Here is a 17703-nt window from a genome sequence, read left to right as displayed (position 1 = left end):
AGCTAGTATGACGGAAGCGAAGGAGGTTGTCAACCACTTTTTTTACAAGGTAAGCGCGATCGCCTGACGAGAGGAGAAGATGATTGCATCTTTATATTTTCACGATTATTATATTCGTAATACTACAAAAACTAAGGAGCTATGCATGGCATTCGTCGGAAGGGACCAGGAGCTCTCAACGCTGAACGGGCTCTATAACTGCGGAGGCTTCCAGATGGTCGTCATATACGGACGGCGACGCGTTGGAAAAACTGCTCTTATCTCACATTTTGCCGAAGGAAAGCCGACTATTTTCTTTTCGGCTCGCGAGTCGACCTCCAAGGAGAACCTCGTTGCGCTCAGCCAGGCTATCGCGTCTCTGCAACCCGGAGGAACGCCCGTTGCCCGAGATACGCCGTCTCCCGTCTTCGCCAGTTTCGAGCAAGCGTTCGCTGCAGTGCTGAGCCTTGCCCGTAAACAGCGCATCGTATTCGTCATCGACGAATATCCTTACCTCGCTCAAAGCGATAGGTCCGTCTCGTCAATCCTGCAGCACTGCATAGATGCAGAGAAGGACAGAAGCCAACTGTTCATCGTTCTCTGCGGATCATCCATGAGCTTCATGGAGCATCAGGTACTGGGGTATACGAGCCCGCTCTACGGAAGGCGAACCGCGCAGATAAAAGTCCAGCCCTTCTCCATTATGCAAGCCGCTCAACTCTTGCAGGGAAGCTCTGCCGAGGACATCGTCACCTGGTACGGAATTACCGGCGGCATCCCCCTTTACCTCAGCCAATGGAATTCATCTATGAGTATGCAGCAAAACATCGCCCGCAACGTCTTGCGCACAGACAGCTTTCTGTATGGAGAGCCTGACGCCTTCCTTCAGCAGGAACTTCGCGAACCGTCGAAATACAATGCGATCATTCAGGCCATAGCAAATGGAGAAGGGAAGCTCTCCAACATCGCCGATGTCGCGGGTATCGAGCGAACCATGATGGCGAACTACCTCAAAGGACTCGAAGAGCTCGGTATCGTGCGCCAGGAGAAGCCAATCGTAGATGCCAATCGAAAGAAGACGCGGTACGTCTTGGCCGACAATCTCTTTCGCTTCTGGTACCGATTCGTCCTGCGTTACCTAACGCCGATAGAAGCGGGCCGGACAGAAGAAGTGGCTCAGCTTATCGTCCGGAATCATCTTCCCACTTTTACGGGCCCTGTTTTCGAAGAGGTATGCCGGCAATGGCTCGTCTATCGTCCGAATCGGGCTGAATGGCCCCTTATTCTGGGTATTGGACGCTGGTGGGGAACGGACCCCAGGATGAAGGAGCAAGCCGAATTAGACGTTGTGGCCCTCTGCGACGACGACACCATGATTTGCGGGGAATGCAAATGGCAGGCAGGCCCGGTCGGCACTGATGTTCTGCACAAACTGAGCTACCGCGCGAACATCGTTCGAGATGGCAGAAAGCAACAGCTTGTCCTCTTCTCGAAAAGCGGATTCACCGCCGAATGCCGTACGGAGGCGAAGCAGCAAGGCTGTACGCTAGTTTCCATGGACGACATGGGGCTTGCTTAGTCCCGGACGGCAGAAGGGCCCTCGGCCGAAGCCGGGGGCCCAAGGCACCGTGACGTCTTTATCGCCCTGCGGCGGAGGCTTCGAGGTTGCTACCCCAGCTGAGCCATGCCGTCGGCGATGAGCGAGTTGGCCTTCTCCAGGTAGTCCATGCACTTGGTAAGGTTCATGGCGGCCATGTTGCCGTTGGCGGCCTGGTACTTGAAGTAGACGTTGGCCAGGTTGTAGTCGTCCTGGGCGGCCTTCAGCTTGGTTTCGTCGACGCCGCCGTTGGCAACGACGTTGGCGAGAGCGTCGTGGAATGCATCGAGGTTGGCTTTCGTCTCGGCCTGGGCGGCCTCGAGCTCGGCCATCTTGCCCTGGACGAAGGCCACCATGGCGTCCGCGTCCTCGATCCCCTGGCTCTTATGGCAGGTCATGCACTTGGCCAGCGCATCGGGGTTCTCGAGAACCGTCTGGGTCATGTTGTGGTTGGTGAACTTGGCCCCATCGGCGGCCTGAGTCTGAGGCATGTGGCAGTCGATGCAGGTGAGGCCCATCTTCTGATGGTTGCTGTCCTGGAACACCTCGACCTCGGTGCAGGCGTCGGTCATGTACAGGACGGTGTTGATCGACGGGTCGAGCATGGGCACGCCCACCATGCCGGCGGTCATCTCGGTGCCCGTCAGCGGGTTCGCCTCGTAGTACTCCTTCATGGCTCGGAGCATGTCCTCGGGGTCGATGCCGTACTTATACTGATCGATGCCCTTGTAAGCGTCCTCCATGTAGGCGTTGCCGGGGAACATGGCGTGGCACTGACCGCAGATGTAATCCTCGGCAGGGAACAGCTTCGTGGCGCTCGCCGAAGTCAGCTCGCCGTAGAGGTTGCCGCCCTCCACCTTGCCGTCACCGGGATCGCCCACGTGGCAGTTGGTGCAGTTAGACCAGTAGGCGGCGTTTTCCCCGGCGTTCTTGAACAGGTACGCCTCGCCTTCGGCGGCATAGCCTTCGGCGAAGTGCTCCCTCGCATGGCAGGCGGCACAGCCGTTGGGGGCGTCCTCTCCCCCGAAGAAGTCGCTTGTGCACAGCCCGCTGAAGGACTCGTAGGTGTTGGTCATCTCGGAGTCCATGTAGGTGTTGCCCTCGTTGGGATACAGGGCAACCCACTCGGCGAGGGTCTTCATCTCGTAGGGCTTCTGGGCGTCCTGGGCCTGCGCTTCCGGTTGGCTCGCCTGCTCTTGGGGAGCGGCCGGTGCCTCGCCCTTCTCCTCGGCGGGTTGGTTCTGGCCTGCGCACCCTAGGCAGCCGATCAGCGCCACGGTGGCCACGGTGGCTCCCACCAGCACGATCTTGCGCGACAGCTTCTGCTTCATCGTCTCCTCCTCTCCTCGGTTGTTGCGATGCAGCGCTTCCACTGTAGGCAACCGCTGCTCGCTGCGGGGAGATGTTGCGCGTTCGCAATGGTTGACCGCCGCAGACGCTAAGGTTGCGCAACGGTCGGCCGCCTGCGCCCCACCTGCTCAGCCCTCGAGGCGGTCGACGAGCCGGTAGCCGTAGCGCCACACCGTCCGCAGATAGGTCGGCTCGCTGGGGTCGGGCTCGATCTTCGCCCGGATGCGCCGCACGTACACGGAGATGGCTATGGACGAATCCAGGTACTCCTCGCCCCAGATTTCCCTGATCAGATCCCGTTTGCTGAAGACCTCGCCCGGGTGGGCGGCCAGCACGGCCATGATGCGCATCTTCTTCGGCGTGAGCTCCACCCGCCGCCCGCCCACGGTCACGTCGCCAGTGTGGACGTTCACCTCCAAGTCGCCCACGCGGTAGGTCTCCGGCGCCGTGCCGCCCCGCGCGCCCTCGCCCCTGGCGAGCCGCGCCCGACGCAGTAGCGCCCCCACGCGCAGCCGCAGCTCGTCGCCGCTGAAGGGCTTCACCAGATAGTCGTCGGCCCCGATGCCGTAGCCGATGCGCTTGTCCACGATGTCGCCCTTTGCCGACAGGAACAGCACCGGGGTCTCGCAATCCCGTTCGCGGATGCGCCCGCACACCTGGAAGCCGTCCATCAGCGGCATCATGACGTCCAGAATGACCACGTCGGGGCGCATGGCGCCGAACAGCCGCAACGCCTCCTGGCCGTTCGCAGCCTGCACGCAGCGGTAGCCGTCCTTGGCCAGCATCTTCTCGATGGCGCTGCCGGAGCTGGCGTCGTCGTCGGCCACCAGCGCAAGCGGCGCCCTATCGCATTCCTTGGCCGAAACGTTTTCTTCCATCATCGAGAGCACCCCCCGTCGGCCGCACCTTCGTGGCCCTCGCAGCCGACGGCGCCCTGTTCCGCCGCGACTTCCTCGCAGCGCCCCTCTTCCTCCAACTCGTCGTCCAGCACCGGCAGCGGCAGCTCCACGATGAAGCAGCTCCCCCGCCCCACCTCGCTCTCCACCGATACCTGGCCGCCCATCAGCGATGCGAAGGTGCTCACGATGGAAAGCCCCAGGCCCGTGCCGCCTTCGCTGGTGGTTTCGGAGTGAGGAGCGCTCACGAAGCGGTCGAAGATGTGCTCGAGCTGGTCGGACGGTATGCCCGCCCCGGTGTCCTCCACGCGAATGGTGAAACGGCCGCGTTCGCAGCCCATCGCCACGGACACCGACCCTCCCGCCGGCGTGAAGCGCAGCGCGTTGTTGACCAGATTCACCACTATGCGGCGGATAACCTCCTCATCCCCCAGGAGCAGCGGCGTGTCCGAACCTACCGAGAGGGTCAACGCCACGCCCTTCTTGCGCGCGAGCGGCCCCATGGTCGCCCGCACCTGGGCCGCCAGGTCGAAGGCGTCCAGCTCACCGGAGGCCAGGGCCTTGGTGCCCGCCTCCAGCTTCGCCGTGTCCAGCACGTTGTCGATCATGTCCAGCAGCACGCGGCCGTTGGTCTCCACCTCGTCCACCAGCTCGCGACTCTCCGCGGAGTCGTCGGGCACCCGCTCCTTCCACAGCTCCGTGAAGGCCAGGATGGACGAAAGCGGCGTTTTCAGCTCGTGGGTGATGATGGTCAGGAAGTTCGACTGGTCCTCCGATTCCCGCCGCAGCTTCTCGTTCTCGTCGATGATGGGAGCAGTGACCCAGGCGCGCAGGCCCAGCACCAAGATGACGGTGACGGCGCCCATAAGCACGCAGAAGAACACGATGGCTCCCAGCATATCGTCGCGGGCTTCGGCGAAGATGGCGTCCATGGGCATGACGATGGACACGGCTCCGGCCACGTCCCCCACAGCCATGCCCTCCTTGGCGTAGCCGGTCACGTCCTTCTCGCCCGCCGGATCGCCGTGGCAGGACAGGCACCCCTCCTCGATGTCCAGCAGCGCCACGTAACGGAAGACGCTGCGGTCGTCCTGCCGCTCGAAACCGTAGCATTCCTCGACGCCTCCCTGCTCGAACCGCTCCAGGGCGCGGCTCTCGAACGCGTCGGGGACGTCATCAAGGTTGCGCGGGTCCTCGCGCACATAGCGGATGGAGTACTCGGAGTCGTCGGAGAAACTCTCGGCGATGGACTTGGCCGCCACGGCGCAGTACACGCCGGCGAAGTTGCCCTCGCCGTTTCCGCGGTTCATCAGGATCTGCACGGAATCGATGTACTCCCACGCGGCCCCGATCTCGGCACTGAGCACCCGCGCCTCCGCCAAAGCGCGGCGCTCGTTCTCAACGCCTTTCGTATGGTAGGACCAGGCCAGGTAAACGACCAGAACCGCAACGCTCACCCCGAGGGCGAGCAGGAAGAAGCGCTTGGCGAGCCGTCGTCGCTCCACGATGGGCCCCGTTTCTCGATGCTGCAACTTCCTTCATTATAGAGGAGCGCCGACGGCAAACGGCCGGCCCAACTGTTGCAAAATCGCAGCAGTCGGATCAGCCTTCAGGTCGCGCCCCGCCACCGGCCGCGGGGACTTCCGCGCGCCGTCGGCTTCGATGCTCGTAAGCGCGGTGCCTAGCACCATGGGCCGAGCACGTCCCCTTCGGTCAGGCAGCAGTAGTCGCGCTGAGATGCCAGCAGCGGGCTCGCGGCGACGATATCGTAGACCGCCGTTCCGTCCTCCCCCGCGTCCGCGACGGCGCTGCGCACGGCGGAGATGCGCCCGAAGTACAGGGTGCTCCCGTCGAACTCCAGCTGCCGCGCCAGCTCCACCTCGTACACCAGCGGGCTGTCGGCCAGCTCCGGTGCCGGCGACCCGTCGGCCGCCGTCAGGTTAAACCGTGCCGCGGCTTCGGCCTTCTGCGGTCCCGAAGCACGACCCAGGGCATCCACCAGCTTGGTCTGCTCGCGGGTCAGCGCGTTGAGCGTCAGCCATCCGGTGCGCTCGAAGTTGCGCTTCACGGCCTTGTCGCCGTCCAGGCACAGCGTGATGCCCAGCCCGCCGTCCCAGTAGAAGCCCATCCAGCTCACGAGCGTCAGGTTGGCGCTTCCGTCCGCCTCGTAGGTGCCCGCGGCGAAGAGCATCATGGGATGGGGGATGAACTGCGATTTCGCGAACCGAGTTACCTCTGTGACAGCCATCGCCGGCCCTTACAGGTTGACGACCGTCGGCTCGGCGCCGGTCATGTCTGCGATGACGGCCTGGCCGTCAGCAAGGTAGAACACCTCGAAGATGGGGTTATCGGCGGTCTGGTACTGCTCCTTGAGCATCGGGATGTTCATGCAGGCCTCCTTCACGGCGCGGTTGTCCTCGAAGGTGGCGTTGCCGCTGATGCGGATCCAGCGGAAGTCCGGCGTCGACGTGCACACCTCAACGGTGGGGTTCGCCTGCATCTCGGCGAACACGGCCTTCTTGTTGTTCGTGCCGAACCACAGCTTGCCGTCCACCTCCATGAGGAACATGAACGGGCGGCACTTCGCCTTGCCGTCCGTGCCCACGGTGGCCAGGTACTGGACGGGGCTGGCGGCCAAAAACTCGACGATCTTCTGCATGGTCTTCCCTTTCCTCGCGAGGGCGGGACGCCGCCAAACTCGACCGCGGCTGCATTCCGCGCGATTCGGCCCGTCGGCTCCGCATCCCTTCTCTTCCGCAGCCTCCTCGGCTGCGGCAATCCGCTTCCTCTCTTGCAAATTGCAGTCAGAAGCTTAGAATAAATAAGTATCCAGCAGAAAGTAGAGACTTATTTGTAATATGGTTTCAAATTGAATCTATTAAGATGAAATGAGGTTTTTGAACTATGGATTCAACCAACACAACCCTTTCGCTGCCCCGCTGCCCTGTGGAAGTGACGCTGTCTCTCATCAGCAGCCGCTGGTCGGTGCTCATCCTGCGCGAGCTGCTCCATGGAACCCGCCGCTTCGGCCAGATCCGCAAGGCGCTCGGCTCGGTGTCCACGAAGGTGCTCACCGCGAACCTGCGGGCCATGGAGGACAACGGGCTGCTGCATAGGGAAACCTTCGCCGAGGTGCCGCCCCGGGTCGAATACTCGCTCACCGCTTTGGGGCGAAGCCTTCGCCCCGTGCTCATGGCGATGGTGGAATGGGGCACGATGTACAAGATAGAGAAGGAGCATGGCGCGCCGGTGCGCTGCGAGACGGGCGAGGTTCTGCTCGTGCGAGAGCAAGGCGATAGCTTCGTCGCTCTGAGCGAATCCGGCGAGGTCGTGGCCCAAACGGACGAAGAGGGCGGCTGGAACGTGGAGCGCGACTACGCGAGCCTCGTCGGCACCGGCGACCTAGCCGCCGCGCAAAGCGCCCTCATGGCCTTCGAGGCGGCGGCCTAGGTTCGCGAAGCCTGGACCCAGGAAGGCTCTTGCCGAAAACGAGGAAGCCCCCGGCTCGAAGGCGAGCCGGGGGCTTCGGATTGCCGAAACGCAGCTGTGGCGCTAACTGCTACTTCGCGGCGGCCTGGGCCTGGGCGAGCACGGACTCCAGGGTCACGCCCTCGGCCTCGGCGTTGGCGACGGCACCGCCGCCGGCAACGTTGGTGGCGCAGCTGCAGCCCATGATGACGCGGGTGGACGCGTCGTTGCCGGCCATGTCGGCCACGGTGGCGGAGTAGGCGTTGGCAACGTCGCCGCCCACGGCGATGGCGCCGGCACAGCAGGCCGCGGCCTCCTGGGTCGTGCACTGGCACAGCGTGGCCGCCGCCTTGGCGAACACGGAGCTGATGGTGTCGTTGGGCGTGATCACGTCCTGCGCGAAGGTGAAGGAGCCCTGCACGGTGGCCTTGGTCGAAGCCTGCGCAGCGGCAGCCTGGTCGGCGGCCACCACGGCGTCGGCAGCCACAGCACCGTCAACCGGCTGCGCCATGGCGGGCACCACGGCGGCGGCGCCGGACACGGCCAGCATGGCGGCGCCGGCGAAGGCGCCTACGGTCTTACCGTTCCATTTGCTCATATCGAATCTCTCCTACTCTTCCACGACCACGATCAGCGAGACGGGGTCGTCCATCTCGAGGCCCTGATCGGTCTTCGCCTGCATCATGATGGTGTAGCTGCCCGCAGCGGAGGGGGTCCACTTCAACGTGGCGCGGCACCACTGGTAAGGATCGTAGCCGCTGATCTCGGAGGCCATGGTGTAGTCCTGCCAAGTTTCGCCCATGTCGAAGCTGAAGCTCACAGTCTCGATATCCCCGCCTTCGCGATTGAACGAATACGCCACAGCGGACAGCTCGATCGGCTCACCGAGCTTGTAGGTGGATCCCTCATTCTGGAACCACATGCCGTTCACGAACAGCATGCCAGCGCCCTTGACAAACGTATCGGACTGCTGGAAGTTCATTGATTTAATATGCTTAACCTGAATGACGCCCGCACTCCCCTTGCTGGCAACCATGATGGGACCACCCTGGTCGTCGGTCAGGTCTTTCCCGAACTGCTTCGTTACCAGGAACGAGTCCTTGGTGTAAACCTCTGCCTCCATAGGCACAGGGAAAGACATCCAGCCGTCATACGCCTGCACGGTAACAATATTGTTGCCCTCAACCACACCGCCGCACAAATCGAGAACGTAGTTCAGGGACACACCGGTCATCGGCACGTTGGCTACCAAGGAACCGCCATTGCCGTTGGTTCCGCAAGCCAGGGTCATGGTGAAGTCCGTCTGAGGCATGGCTTCGAGGTCGGCCTTGGTGAAGGATTTGGGCTCTTTCACGCCGGTGATGGTGATGGTGTTGTTCTCGTCGCAGATCGAGTCGAAGCTAAAGGTCTCGCCCTCGCCTTCGATCTTGAAGGCGTTCTCGCCTTCGCCCTTACCGGTCACCTCGGGGCCCCAGTTATTGACCACGAATACGTCATCGGGATTATCGACGACCGCCTGGTCAAAGGATATTTCCACATTGGGATTGGTCTCTGTGGCCATGCTGGTCACAAGGCCGCTCCTGAATCCACGAGCTGCAGCCCAATCGCGAACGAGAGGATTAGATCCCGCAGTAGGGTATCCGCCCAGAGCTGCTTTATTATACAGATCATCATACATCACAAGCTCAAACTCGCCGGTCTCGGGATCGGCATTGACCGCGTGACAGCTCCAGCAGTTGCCGTTGTTCTCGACAAACAACTCGTTGCTGTAGTGGCTGGCGTGAATGATATCGCCCATGTACATACCAGTCAGAGGCTCATGGGTACGATGGCATGGCTCGCAATCCTGATACGTGCCGTTTTTGTCGAAGCCGCCCGAGACAACAATGTGCTCGAAGCCATCTTGGTTGATATCCATAACCGAAAACAGGTTGGTATGGCAGGCATTGCACCCGCGGTTACCGGTGTTCAGCAGCTGCGTGTTGAAGTACGTATCGGCAAACATACCCGAGTTGTTGTCGAGAAAGTTCGGATACCCTCCCACGCTAGCCGCAACATCGACCGGAGAAACGGCCTGATTGACATTGGCCTCCTGCGCATTGGCATCCTTGGCGGCGTCCTGCTTGGCTTCCTGGGTAGCTTCTGGCGTCTTCTTTTCGTCCGAAGCTGCCGGTGCCGAAGGCGAGCATGCATAGAGCGAACCCGCCATAAGGGCGATTACCAGAGGAAGCGCAAGCATTGCCAGCTTGCACCTCCCGCCCTTCGCCTTCATAGCTTTCATAAGTTCTCCTTCCTTTGTCTTCTCCGCCTAGGACCTTTTCCTAAGCAGCCCCTCATACAGCACAGTACCCGTTCGTCTCGAAGCAGGTCATCGGCAAGCGCTAATGAACCTCTTGCTTGCTTGCGGGGAAAATTCATCAATAGTTGCTGAAGTACTCATCAATGTTTCGGAATATCATCATCGGTGCCGAGAAAATGCCCCTGAATGTAAGGAGACACCCATGGAATCGCCCTCAAGGGCCGGATGCCAGCAGAATCGGCCTGCATCGATCGCAGCATCGATTGCCCAAGCCGCACCGACTCGCTTCGTTGCACTGGCGACTCCGATCGCCCTGGCTGTCTCGCTGGCGCTGACATTGGCTGGATGTCTGGTTGGCTGCAATTCGCAACCGACCGCACAGAGCAGCGCTTCGCGTATCACCTTCGAGAACGCCCTCGGCGCCGACTACGAAACGGCCCTCGCTGCGGCAGTGGAACGGGCCGACGACGCCAAGCTGCTAGCCGTCTCCTCCGAAACGTTCTCCCAGGCCCATTTCCCCTCAAGCTGGATGTTTCTGTTCTACTCCTGGAAGCGGGCTAGCGCCTATACCGTGCACATGACCGACGGGCAGGCGACCGTGACGGACAACCCCGGCTTTTCCCTGACTCAAGAGGATTTCGGCGCCATAGCGGACCCTGCAGGCGTAGACTGGGACTGCGAACGCGCCTACAACCAGGCAATCGAACAACTAGACGACCAGGGGGAGTACCTAACCTGCCGAGCCTATCTTATGACCTACGTTCCCGAGGATGACGACCCCGAAGCCGATGCGCTCAAATGGTTTTTCGTCTTCAACGATGAGCAGGATCTGCGAAGCATCTACTTAGATCCGAATGCCGATCTTGCCCCCGCTACCACGCTCTCGGTTGACGGAAGTACTGGGAAGGTCGAGCGCGGATTCTAGAACCTACCATTCCGAGCTGAACAACATCCGGAGGCGACGCCGGAGAGGAGGGGGCATGAGGGGATCCGACAAGGGGAAGCGCGGAAAGGTACGCACAAGCACCCACGAGAACGACACGCCAGGAATTGCATCTAGCCAGGCGGCTTCCACTGCGGCCTCCCCAGCTGAGAGCAGTCTTGACCGACGCAGTGTGCTGCTTCTAGTCGCTCTAGTGGCCGTGGTGTCATCATCGTTGTTCATCCATGAGACAGGCAATAGGCTACTCACCGTGGGCACTCTTTTCGGGTTGCCCGTCCACGCCCGAGCCCTATCGTGCCTCGCCAATATCGCAGGCATCACGGTGGGCTTCGGAGTCTCGGCTCACTTCGCCACCTTTTTCACCGCCCTGCGAGTAAACCGTTGGTTCTGGATGGGATTCTTCGTCGCGCAGGAGCTTCTGACGGTCACGTTCTGCCTCACGTTCGAGCCACAGGGCCCCTGCCTGGGAACATTGGCCACGCAATTCGTTTCTGGCGCATGCGTCGCCGTGTTCCTGACCGCATGCATCGGTTTTGCACGTTACTGCACTTTCGCCCACTTCCGCATGCTCCTTGCCGCCGCAACAATACTCGTAGCGATAACCACATACGGGCTCATGAGCGCAGTGGCGGTGAGGACAACGCTAGTCGTAAGCTTATTCGTCCAGGCAACCATCATGGCGATAGGCGCTTTGTGCTACTTAGCGTTTATCCGCCCTGCGAAACCAGGTGATAGGAGGGCGGCCTCGCATCTTGTCCCGACGCCCGAGCTGCCCTGCACGTGGAGCTCAGACCAACGTCGCCCACTGTTTTACTTCCTGCTCATCCTGACATCCTATGGACTTGTGTTTGGGTGCATGCACGTTATTCCCCTGGGGCTACCCACCCTTCAATTGCCGCGGGTCATACCGAATCTAATGGGTGTCTTCATTGCTATGGGACTATTCATCATCACGGTTCCGAAGACAGAGCCTACCACCGTGCTGGTCTGGAACCGCATCTACCGCGTGTCGTTTCCCTTCGTGGTGTTGGCGGCGCTGCTCATCCCCTACACCAGCGCCAACGAGTTCGTCTCATCGCTGTCCCTGGTGGAAAGCGCGCAGTTCTTCTTCATCGCGCTGCTAATCACCGGCTGCTTCGTGGTATGCCGCACCACAGGGGTAGGTTACGCCCAGCTGTTCTCCTACGCCATGCTCGTCTACAACGGCGGGTTCCTGCTGGGAAATGCTATCGCGGCCATCCTGCACGACGTGATGCCGCTGAACGACTGGTACTTCGGCCTGATGGGCATCGCTATTTTCCTGCTGCTGACCGTGGTCACCTTCAATACCAACGGCGAGAAATACGCGAAGACCGCCTGGGGAATTCTGCCAAAGGAGACGCCCAAGGCGCTCTACGCCCGCAACCGCGAGCGACGCTGCAACGAGCTGGCCGACGCCCACGGGCTGACCGCACGGGAGCGGGAGACGCTGCTGCTTCTGGCCCAGGGCAAGCGGCCGAAGCAGATCAGCGAGATCCGCACCGTGTCCATCGCTACCGTGCGCACCCACGTGCAGGGCGTGTACAGCAAGCTGGGAGTGCACTCTGCCGACGAACTGGACCACCTGGTGCGCAGCGGAGAGTAGCCCCGGAAGCAAGCAGGCCGCCGCAGCGGAAGGCGGGCGCGAAGGCATTTGCAGGGTCGGCGATACAGCGGAAGGCGCCACGAACGCTCCCCAGGCTCGAAGGCGCCACGGAAGGCAGACGTGAACGCCCCAAAAGCGCAGCGGAAGACGAGCGCAAACCGCCTCTCGGGCACAACGGCGCGGCGGAAGGTGGGCGCAAACCGCCTCTCGGGCACAACGGCGCGGCGGAAGGTGGGCGCAAACCGCCTCTCGGGCGCAGCAGCGCGGCGGAAGGCGGGCGCGGCACCGCCCCCAAGGCCGCCGATGTAACCGACGACGGTTATGGCACGCCCCAGCCACTCCCGTGTAACCGATGACGTTTATGGCAGAAAACGATGTAACCGATGACGGTTATGTACGATTTCCTGTAACGAAAGACGTTTATGGCAGGTTTCGACTGCCATAAACGTCTTTCGTTACATCGGCGGCCGCATCGCGCACGGGACACTAACGTTGCCGCGACGCCACCGCCACCACTGCTCCCAACTGGATCAGCAGCCATGTCGTACGCGGGCTGCCGACAGCGCCACCGCTGTTGCTCCGGCCGCACTTCGCAGTCGTTTTCGACGGTATCCTGCGGTTTTGAGGGAGCGCGAGGCCGTTCGCCGCATCGAACGGCTATCATATGCCTCCGCTGAACATCAGCCGACCGAAAGAGAGCCATGAACACGCCCGACTCCATTCTGAAACCTGCCGCCATTCCCTTCTCCATCGAAATCTTCCCGCCGAAGGGGCAGCTCACGCTCGACGCTGCCCGCGGCGTGGTGACGGGCATGGCGAAGGCGCGTCCGGACTTCATCTCCGTCACCTGCTCGGCCGGGGGAAGCGGCAACGGATCGCAGACCGTGGAGGTAGCCTCGCTGATTCAAAGCGAAGTGGGTATTCCCAGCGTCGCACATCTGACCTGCGTGAATTCCAGTCGCGAAACCGTCGAGACCGCCATCGCCGCTATGAAAGCCGCCGGTATCACCACGGTGCTGGCCCTGCGTGGCGACCCCATCAAGAAGTCCGCTGCGGGGACGCCCAGCGCAAACGCAAGCGGCACCGACAGCAAGAGCACTGCAGGAACGAGCGCCTCGCACACAGGCGCAACGAATGCTGCGGCGGGCGGCACTACCGAGGCTGCCGCGCATGAGATAGGCGCAAGCAACGATGCGCCGGGGACCGGGACCGTGGCGGGTGCTCTCGGAAACGCCAGCAACTCCACGGTCGGCGCGCCCGAGTTCGCCCATGCGACCGACCTCATCCCACTGCTGAAAGACGCCGGGTTCTGCGTGGGAGCGGCGGCGTATCCGGAAGGCCACATCGATTGCCTGGACTTGCAGGCCGACATCGAGCACCTCAAGCGCAAGCAGGATGCCGGGGCCGACTTCTTCATCACGCAGCTGTTCTTCGACAACGACGACTTCTACCGGTTCCGCGAACGCGCCCGGGCTGCGGGCATCACCCGCCCCATCACCTGCGGCGTCATGCCGTTTCTGGGGAAATCCCAGATAGAGCGCATGGTGTTTCTCTGCGGAAGCTCGCTGCCCTCCCCCATCATCAAGCTGCTCGCCCGCTACGAGGACGACCCGGCGGCCCTGCGCCAAGCCGGCATCGACTACGCCTGTGCGCAGCTGGTCGACCTGGGGCGCAACCGCGTGGACGGCGTGCACGTCTACTCCATGAACCATCCCGACATCGCGCTTACCGCCGCCCAGGCGCTGGCCGACGCGGGCCTGCGGGATTAGGCGGCACAGGCGTCCCATGGGCGATGCGAACGGAAAGGCGGCGTCTCAGGCGGGCAAGCCCCTTGCGCTTCCCTGCCGCGTCGACGCCGACGAAGCGCTGAGATACTTGGGCTACCGCGGCCAAGTGCTCGACGATGACCTGTGCAAACGCTTCGACACAGCGGCGTCTCTGTGCGAACGGGAGCTCCAAGCTGCTGGTATGTTCGCCATCTTCCCGCTCAGCCACGCCGAAGAAAGGATGCGGGAGGAAGAAAGGACGCAGGCGAGAGAGAGGGCGCAGGCCGAAGAGCCGAGCACGCGCGGAAGCGGCGGCACGCAGGCGAAGACAGGCGCGACCGAGGCCGGCGGCACGCAGGCGCAAACGGAGCCGAGCAAGCCGGGGTGCGCTGATGCGGCTTCGGACCGCCGCGCGGAAGCGAGGCAGGGAGACGCTCTTGAAGGCGCGCTTCCGAGCCGAGCGGCTGTAACCGTTGAAACGCCCATCGGGCCTCTGGAGCTGCCCGGTCGCGCTATCGCCCGTCACCTGCGGGGATGCGGTGAGGTGGCGCTTATGGCGGTCACCCTGGGAGCGAAGAGCGAAATGCTGCTGCGGCGCGAGACGGCGCTTTCGGCCACCGGCGGCATGCTGGCTGACGTTTGCGCGTCGTCGGCGGTAGAGCAGGCGGCCAACGTCCTGAACGAGCACCTGCGCGCGCAGGCCAATCAGCGCGGTTTCGCCACCACCTGGCGTTTCAGCCCCGGTTACGGCGACCTGCCCCTTAGCGTGCAGCCCTGCTTCCTGAAAGCCCTGGGAGCGGACAAGGCGCTGGGCATCTCGCTCACCCCGGCGCTCATGCTGGTGCCCACCAAGACCATCACGGCCATCGTGGGCCTCTACCGCCCCGAGGACCGCCCCAGAGCCGGAGCAGGCAGCCAGGGCGAAGCCCTCAATCGTGCCAAGCCAGAGGCGGGCCATGGGAAAGAGGCCGCCGGCCGCCCAGAGGCAGACGCGTTCGGCCGAACCGAAGCCGGCGAATCCCGCGAAGCAACAGCTCCTGCAGGCGCGACCTGCCCGGGCGCCCGCCCGCGCGAAGCGAAAGGAACCGAAGATGGCATGCCCTCGTAAGCTGACCATTGCAAGCAACCGCTTGGAAAACGCACTGGCCGGCAAAGCGTTTCTGCTGATGGACGGCGGTATGGGCACGCTGGTGCAGCAAGCGGGCCTTCACCAGGTTCACCAGAACCCCGATCTGCTGAACCTCACCCACCCCGCCGACATCCAGGCCATCCAGCACCGCTACGTCGAAGCCGGGAGCGACTGCATCACCACGAACACCTTCGGGTCGAACCGCCTGAAGCTGGAAGGGACCGGCGCCACCGTGGCAGAGGTCTACGCCGCCGCAGCCGCCATCGCCAAAGCTGCAGGGGCCTCGCTGGTGGCCGGCGACATCGGGCCCACCGGCCAGCTGCTCGAGCCCATGGGCACGCTCGCCTTCGAGGAGGCCTACGACATCTTCGCCGAGCAGGCCCGCGCCGCCGAAGCCGCCGGCTGCGACCTCATCGTGGTGGAGACCATGACCGACCTGCGGGAGATCAAGGCCGCCGTGCTGGCCGCCGTCGAGAACACCAGCCTGCCGGTATTCGCCACCATGAGCTTCGGCGAAGACGGACGTACCTTCCTGGGCACCACGCCGGCCATCGCCGCTAGCACGCTGTCGGCCCTAGGCGCCCAGGTGGTGGGCCTGAACTGCTCGCTCGGCCCGAACGAGATAGCCCCGCTGGCCCGCCAGATGGCCCCCTTCTCCCGCTGCCCCCTTATGGCCCAGCCCAACGCCGGGCTGCCCCGCATGGTGGACGGCGCCACGGTGTTCGACGTTGGCCCGGAAGCGTTCGCCCAGGCCATGCTGCCTATCATCGAAGCCGGCGTCACGGTGGTGGGAGGCTGCTGCGGCACCACGCCCGACCACATCCGCACCCTGCGCCAGCTGGTGGACGGGCAATCCTCGCCCGCCGCGGCACGCCCCGGGAACGCGGCGCCGAGCTTCCCCAACCCCCGCTACTGCCCCGCCTTCACCGTCACCAGCGCCCAGGAGATGGCGAACCTGCCGGAAGGCGAGGTGCAGGTGGCCGTCATCGGCGAGCGCATCAATCCCACGGGGAAGAAGAAGCTGAAGGCGGCGCTGCAGGCGGGCGATTTCGACTACCTGGTGGGCGAGGCCGTGGCCCAGCAGCGCGCCGACGCCGATATCCTGGACGTGAACGTGGGCGTGCCGGGGCTTAACGAGGCCGCCGTGCTCACGCGTGCCGTGGAAACGCTGCAGGCCACCGTGCCGCTGCCGCTGCAGATCGACTCGTCCGACCCCGCCGCCATCGAGGCCGCATGCCGCCACTACACCGGACGCCCCATGGTGAACTCCGTCAACGGCAAACGCGCGAACCTGGAGGCGGTGCTGCCCACGGTGGCTCGCTACGGCTGCACCGTGGTGGGGCTCACCCTGGATGAGGACGGCATCCCCTCCACGGCCGAAGGGCGCCTTGCCATCGCCCGACGCATCGTGGATGCGGCCGCCTCCTACGGCATTCCGAAGGAGGACGTGGCCATAGACTGCCTGGTCATGGCCGCCGCCACGAACCAAAGCGAAGTGCGCGAGATCCTGCGGGCCGTCACCCTATGCAAGCAGGAACTGGGGGTGCGCACGGTGCTGGGGGTTTCCAACGTGAGCTTCGGGCTTCCCCAGCGGCCGCTGGTGAACTCGGTGTTTCTGGCCGCCGCGCTGGGTGCCGGGCTGGACATGCCCATCTTGAACCCGCTTTCGCCCCGTTACCGCGACACGGTGAACACCTTCCGCGTGCTGAACGGCCAGGATGGCGGCGCCCGGGCGTTCCTGGAAGCCTACGCCGGGGCAAGCGACCCCTACGACGGGCCTGCGTCTGCTGGCGAGACAGCGAGCGCCACGGCACATGCGGGCGCCGGCGCTTCCTCGGCTGCGGCTGCCGCAACCGCCGCAACCCCCGAGGCAGCCGCCCGAAGCGAGCAGTGCCCCATCGCCATCCCCAAGGCCTTCGCCGATGACGCCGACGCTGTGCGCGTGATGGTCGACCTGGTGCTTTCCGGCCGCAGCGCCCCCATGGCCGCCGCCACCGAATCGCTTCTGGAGCGCCACGACCCCATCGCCATCATCAACGACATCTTCGTCCCCGTGCTGGACGTGGTGGGGGCCCGCTACGAAAGCGGCGCCTTCTTCCTTCCCCAGCTCATGGCGTCGGCAGAAGCGGTGAAGGCCGGTTTCGACGTCATCCGAGAGCGCACCGCCGGCGAGCGCCCGACCGCTTCCGACGCCACGGCAACGACAGCCGGAGCGAACGCTGCCGCCACAGCAACGGTCGCCGGCGCAAGCGCCACCGACGAAGCAACGGCCGCACCCCATGCCATCGTTTTGGCCACCGTGGAAGGCGACATCCACGACATCGGGAAGAACATCGTGAAGATGCTGTTGGAGAACTACGGCTTCCCCATCATCGACCTGGGCAAAGACGTGGCGCCGGAAGCCGTGCTGGCCGCCGTGCAACAAACCGGCGCGCGTCTGGTAGGCCTCTCCGCGCTCATGACCACCACGGTAGGCGCCATGGAGCGCACCATCCGCCTGGTGCACGAGCGGTGCCCTGACGCGGCGGTCATGGTGGGAGGCGCCGTGGTCACCCAGGAGTTCGCCGATTCCATAGCCGCCGACTTCTACGCCAAAGACGCCTCGGAATCCGCCCGCATAGCCAGCGCCTTCTTCGCGAAGTAGCAGACGGC

The 17703-nt window shown here is 63.5% G+C and carries 15 protein-coding genes; 7 read left to right on the top strand and 8 right to left on the bottom strand.

Translation table 11 applies throughout. The features are described 5' to 3' along the window. The first annotated feature begins 145 nt into the window (after positions 1 to 145). Positions 146 to 1558: an ATP-binding protein gene (locus tag NFR41_RS01545; RefSeq protein WP_251230435.1), complete on the top strand. Its 1413-nt coding sequence runs from the start codon at positions 146 to 148 to the stop codon at positions 1556 to 1558. Between the two features lie 89 nt (positions 1559 to 1647). Here NFR41_RS01545 and NFR41_RS01540 read toward each other — a convergent pair whose 3' ends face one another. The 5 genes from NFR41_RS01540 to NFR41_RS01520 form a co-directional block, all read right to left on the bottom strand. Further along, complete coding sequence (locus NFR41_RS01540; RefSeq protein WP_251230434.1) at positions 1648 to 2907, bottom strand: ammonia-forming cytochrome c nitrite reductase subunit c552; 1260 nt, start codon at positions 2905 to 2907, stop codon at positions 1648 to 1650. 147 nt (positions 2908 to 3054) lie between these two features. Beyond that, on the bottom strand, positions 3055 to 3807 hold the full coding sequence (locus tag NFR41_RS01535; protein ID WP_251230433.1) for a response regulator transcription factor: 753 nt from the start codon (positions 3805 to 3807) through the stop codon (positions 3055 to 3057). Next, positions 3804 to 5327: an ATP-binding protein gene (locus NFR41_RS01530; RefSeq protein WP_251230432.1), complete on the bottom strand. Its 1524-nt coding sequence runs from the start codon at positions 5325 to 5327 to the stop codon at positions 3804 to 3806. Before NFR41_RS01530 ends, NFR41_RS01535 begins: the two co-directional genes overlap by 4 nt. Before the next feature lie 176 nt (positions 5328 to 5503). After that, positions 5504 to 6070, bottom strand: coding sequence for a flavin reductase family protein (locus NFR41_RS01525; RefSeq protein ID WP_251230431.1), 567 nt, complete (start codon positions 6068 to 6070; stop codon positions 5504 to 5506). Positions 6071 to 6079: 9 nt separating this feature from the next. Further along, complete coding sequence (locus tag NFR41_RS01520) at positions 6080 to 6481, bottom strand: pyridoxamine 5'-phosphate oxidase family protein (RefSeq protein ID WP_251230430.1); 402 nt, start codon at positions 6479 to 6481, stop codon at positions 6080 to 6082. Between the two features lie 245 nt (positions 6482 to 6726). Between NFR41_RS01520 and NFR41_RS01515 the strand changes: the two genes are divergently transcribed. Further along, the gene (locus tag NFR41_RS01515) at positions 6727 to 7272 is read left to right on the top strand and encodes a winged helix-turn-helix transcriptional regulator (RefSeq protein WP_251230429.1); all 546 of its coding nucleotides are present in this window, start codon (positions 6727 to 6729) and stop codon (positions 7270 to 7272) included. Between the two features lie 109 nt (positions 7273 to 7381). Here NFR41_RS01515 and NFR41_RS01510 read toward each other — a convergent pair whose 3' ends face one another. Together NFR41_RS01510 and NFR41_RS01505 are read right to left on the bottom strand one after the other, a co-directional pair. Beyond that, entirely contained in the window at positions 7382 to 7888 is a 507-nt protein-coding gene (locus NFR41_RS01510; protein ID WP_251230428.1) for a molybdopterin-binding protein, read from the bottom strand. 12 nt (positions 7889 to 7900) lie between these two features. After that, entirely contained in the window at positions 7901 to 9571 is a 1671-nt protein-coding gene (locus NFR41_RS01505; protein WP_251230427.1) for a molybdopterin-dependent oxidoreductase, read from the bottom strand. Positions 9572 to 9791: 220 nt separating this feature from the next. Here NFR41_RS01505 and NFR41_RS01500 point away from each other — a divergent pair, with 220 nt between their 5' ends. Then, positions 9792 to 10514, top strand: coding sequence for a hypothetical protein (locus tag NFR41_RS01500; RefSeq protein WP_251230426.1), 723 nt, complete (start codon positions 9792 to 9794; stop codon positions 10512 to 10514). Between the two features lie 307 nt (positions 10515 to 10821). Here the strand turns inward: NFR41_RS01500 and NFR41_RS01495 are convergent, their stop codons facing one another. Continuing rightward, positions 10822 to 11091, bottom strand: coding sequence for a hypothetical protein (locus tag NFR41_RS01495; protein ID WP_251230425.1), 270 nt, complete (start codon positions 11089 to 11091; stop codon positions 10822 to 10824). Between the two features lie 375 nt (positions 11092 to 11466). Between NFR41_RS01495 and NFR41_RS01490 the strand changes: the two genes are divergently transcribed. From NFR41_RS01490 to NFR41_RS01475, 4 genes are all read left to right on the top strand, one after another. Further along, positions 11467 to 12156 carry a helix-turn-helix transcriptional regulator gene (locus tag NFR41_RS01490; RefSeq protein ID WP_251230424.1) on the top strand — a complete coding sequence of 230 codons (690 nt, stop codon included), beginning with the start codon at positions 11467 to 11469 and terminating at the stop codon, positions 12154 to 12156. A gap of 701 nt (positions 12157 to 12857) precedes the next feature. Beyond that, positions 12858 to 13925, top strand: coding sequence for a methylenetetrahydrofolate reductase (locus NFR41_RS01485; protein ID WP_251230423.1), 1068 nt, complete (start codon positions 12858 to 12860; stop codon positions 13923 to 13925). A gap of 16 nt (positions 13926 to 13941) precedes the next feature. Continuing rightward, a complete protein-coding gene (locus NFR41_RS01480) occupies positions 13942 to 15030 on the top strand; it encodes a hypothetical protein (RefSeq protein WP_251230422.1) in 1089 nt (362 codons plus the stop codon). Further along, a complete protein-coding gene (locus NFR41_RS01475; RefSeq protein WP_251230421.1) occupies positions 15014 to 17695 on the top strand; it encodes a homocysteine S-methyltransferase family protein in 2682 nt (893 codons plus the stop codon). Before NFR41_RS01480 ends, NFR41_RS01475 begins: the two co-directional genes overlap by 17 nt. The last annotated feature ends 8 nt before the right edge of the window (positions 17696 to 17703 follow it).

It is taken from the genome of Adlercreutzia aquisgranensis (assembly GCF_943193145.1).
Taxonomy (GTDB): Bacteria; Actinomycetota; Coriobacteriia; order Coriobacteriales; family Eggerthellaceae; genus Xiamenia; species Xiamenia aquisgranensis.
The sequence above is the reverse complement of the archived record's forward strand: the minus strand, read 5'-3'. Positions and strand labels throughout refer to the sequence as shown.

Coding starts and splice junctions, on each gene's coding strand:
- NFR41_RS01520 (WP_251230430.1), bottom strand. CDS start 6,481: ATGCAGAAGATCGTCGAGTTTTTGGCCGCCAGCCCCGTCCAGTACCTG.
- NFR41_RS01475 (WP_251230421.1), top strand. CDS start 15,014: ATGGCATGCCCTCGTAAGCTGACCATTGCAAGCAACCGCTTGGAAAAC.
- NFR41_RS01525 (WP_251230431.1), bottom strand. CDS start 6,070: ATGGCTGTCACAGAGGTAACTCGGTTCGCGAAATCGCAGTTCATCCCC.
- NFR41_RS01500 (WP_251230426.1), top strand. CDS start 9,792: ATGGAATCGCCCTCAAGGGCCGGATGCCAGCAGAATCGGCCTGCATCG.
- NFR41_RS01540 (WP_251230434.1), bottom strand. CDS start 2,907: ATGAAGCAGAAGCTGTCGCGCAAGATCGTGCTGGTGGGAGCCACCGTG.
- NFR41_RS01485 (WP_251230423.1), top strand. CDS start 12,858: ATGAACACGCCCGACTCCATTCTGAAACCTGCCGCCATTCCCTTCTCC.
- NFR41_RS01480 (WP_251230422.1), top strand. CDS start 13,942: ATGGGCGATGCGAACGGAAAGGCGGCGTCTCAGGCGGGCAAGCCCCTT.
- NFR41_RS01510 (WP_251230428.1), bottom strand. CDS start 7,888: ATGAGCAAATGGAACGGTAAGACCGTAGGCGCCTTCGCCGGCGCCGCC.
- NFR41_RS01515 (WP_251230429.1), top strand. CDS start 6,727: ATGGATTCAACCAACACAACCCTTTCGCTGCCCCGCTGCCCTGTGGAA.
- NFR41_RS01505 (WP_251230427.1), bottom strand. CDS start 9,571: ATGAAAGCTATGAAGGCGAAGGGCGGGAGGTGCAAGCTGGCAATGCTT.
- NFR41_RS01490 (WP_251230424.1), top strand. CDS start 11,467: ATGGGACTATTCATCATCACGGTTCCGAAGACAGAGCCTACCACCGTG.
- NFR41_RS01545 (WP_251230435.1), top strand. CDS start 146: ATGGCATTCGTCGGAAGGGACCAGGAGCTCTCAACGCTGAACGGGCTC.
- NFR41_RS01535 (WP_251230433.1), bottom strand. CDS start 3,807: ATGATGGAAGAAAACGTTTCGGCCAAGGAATGCGATAGGGCGCCGCTT.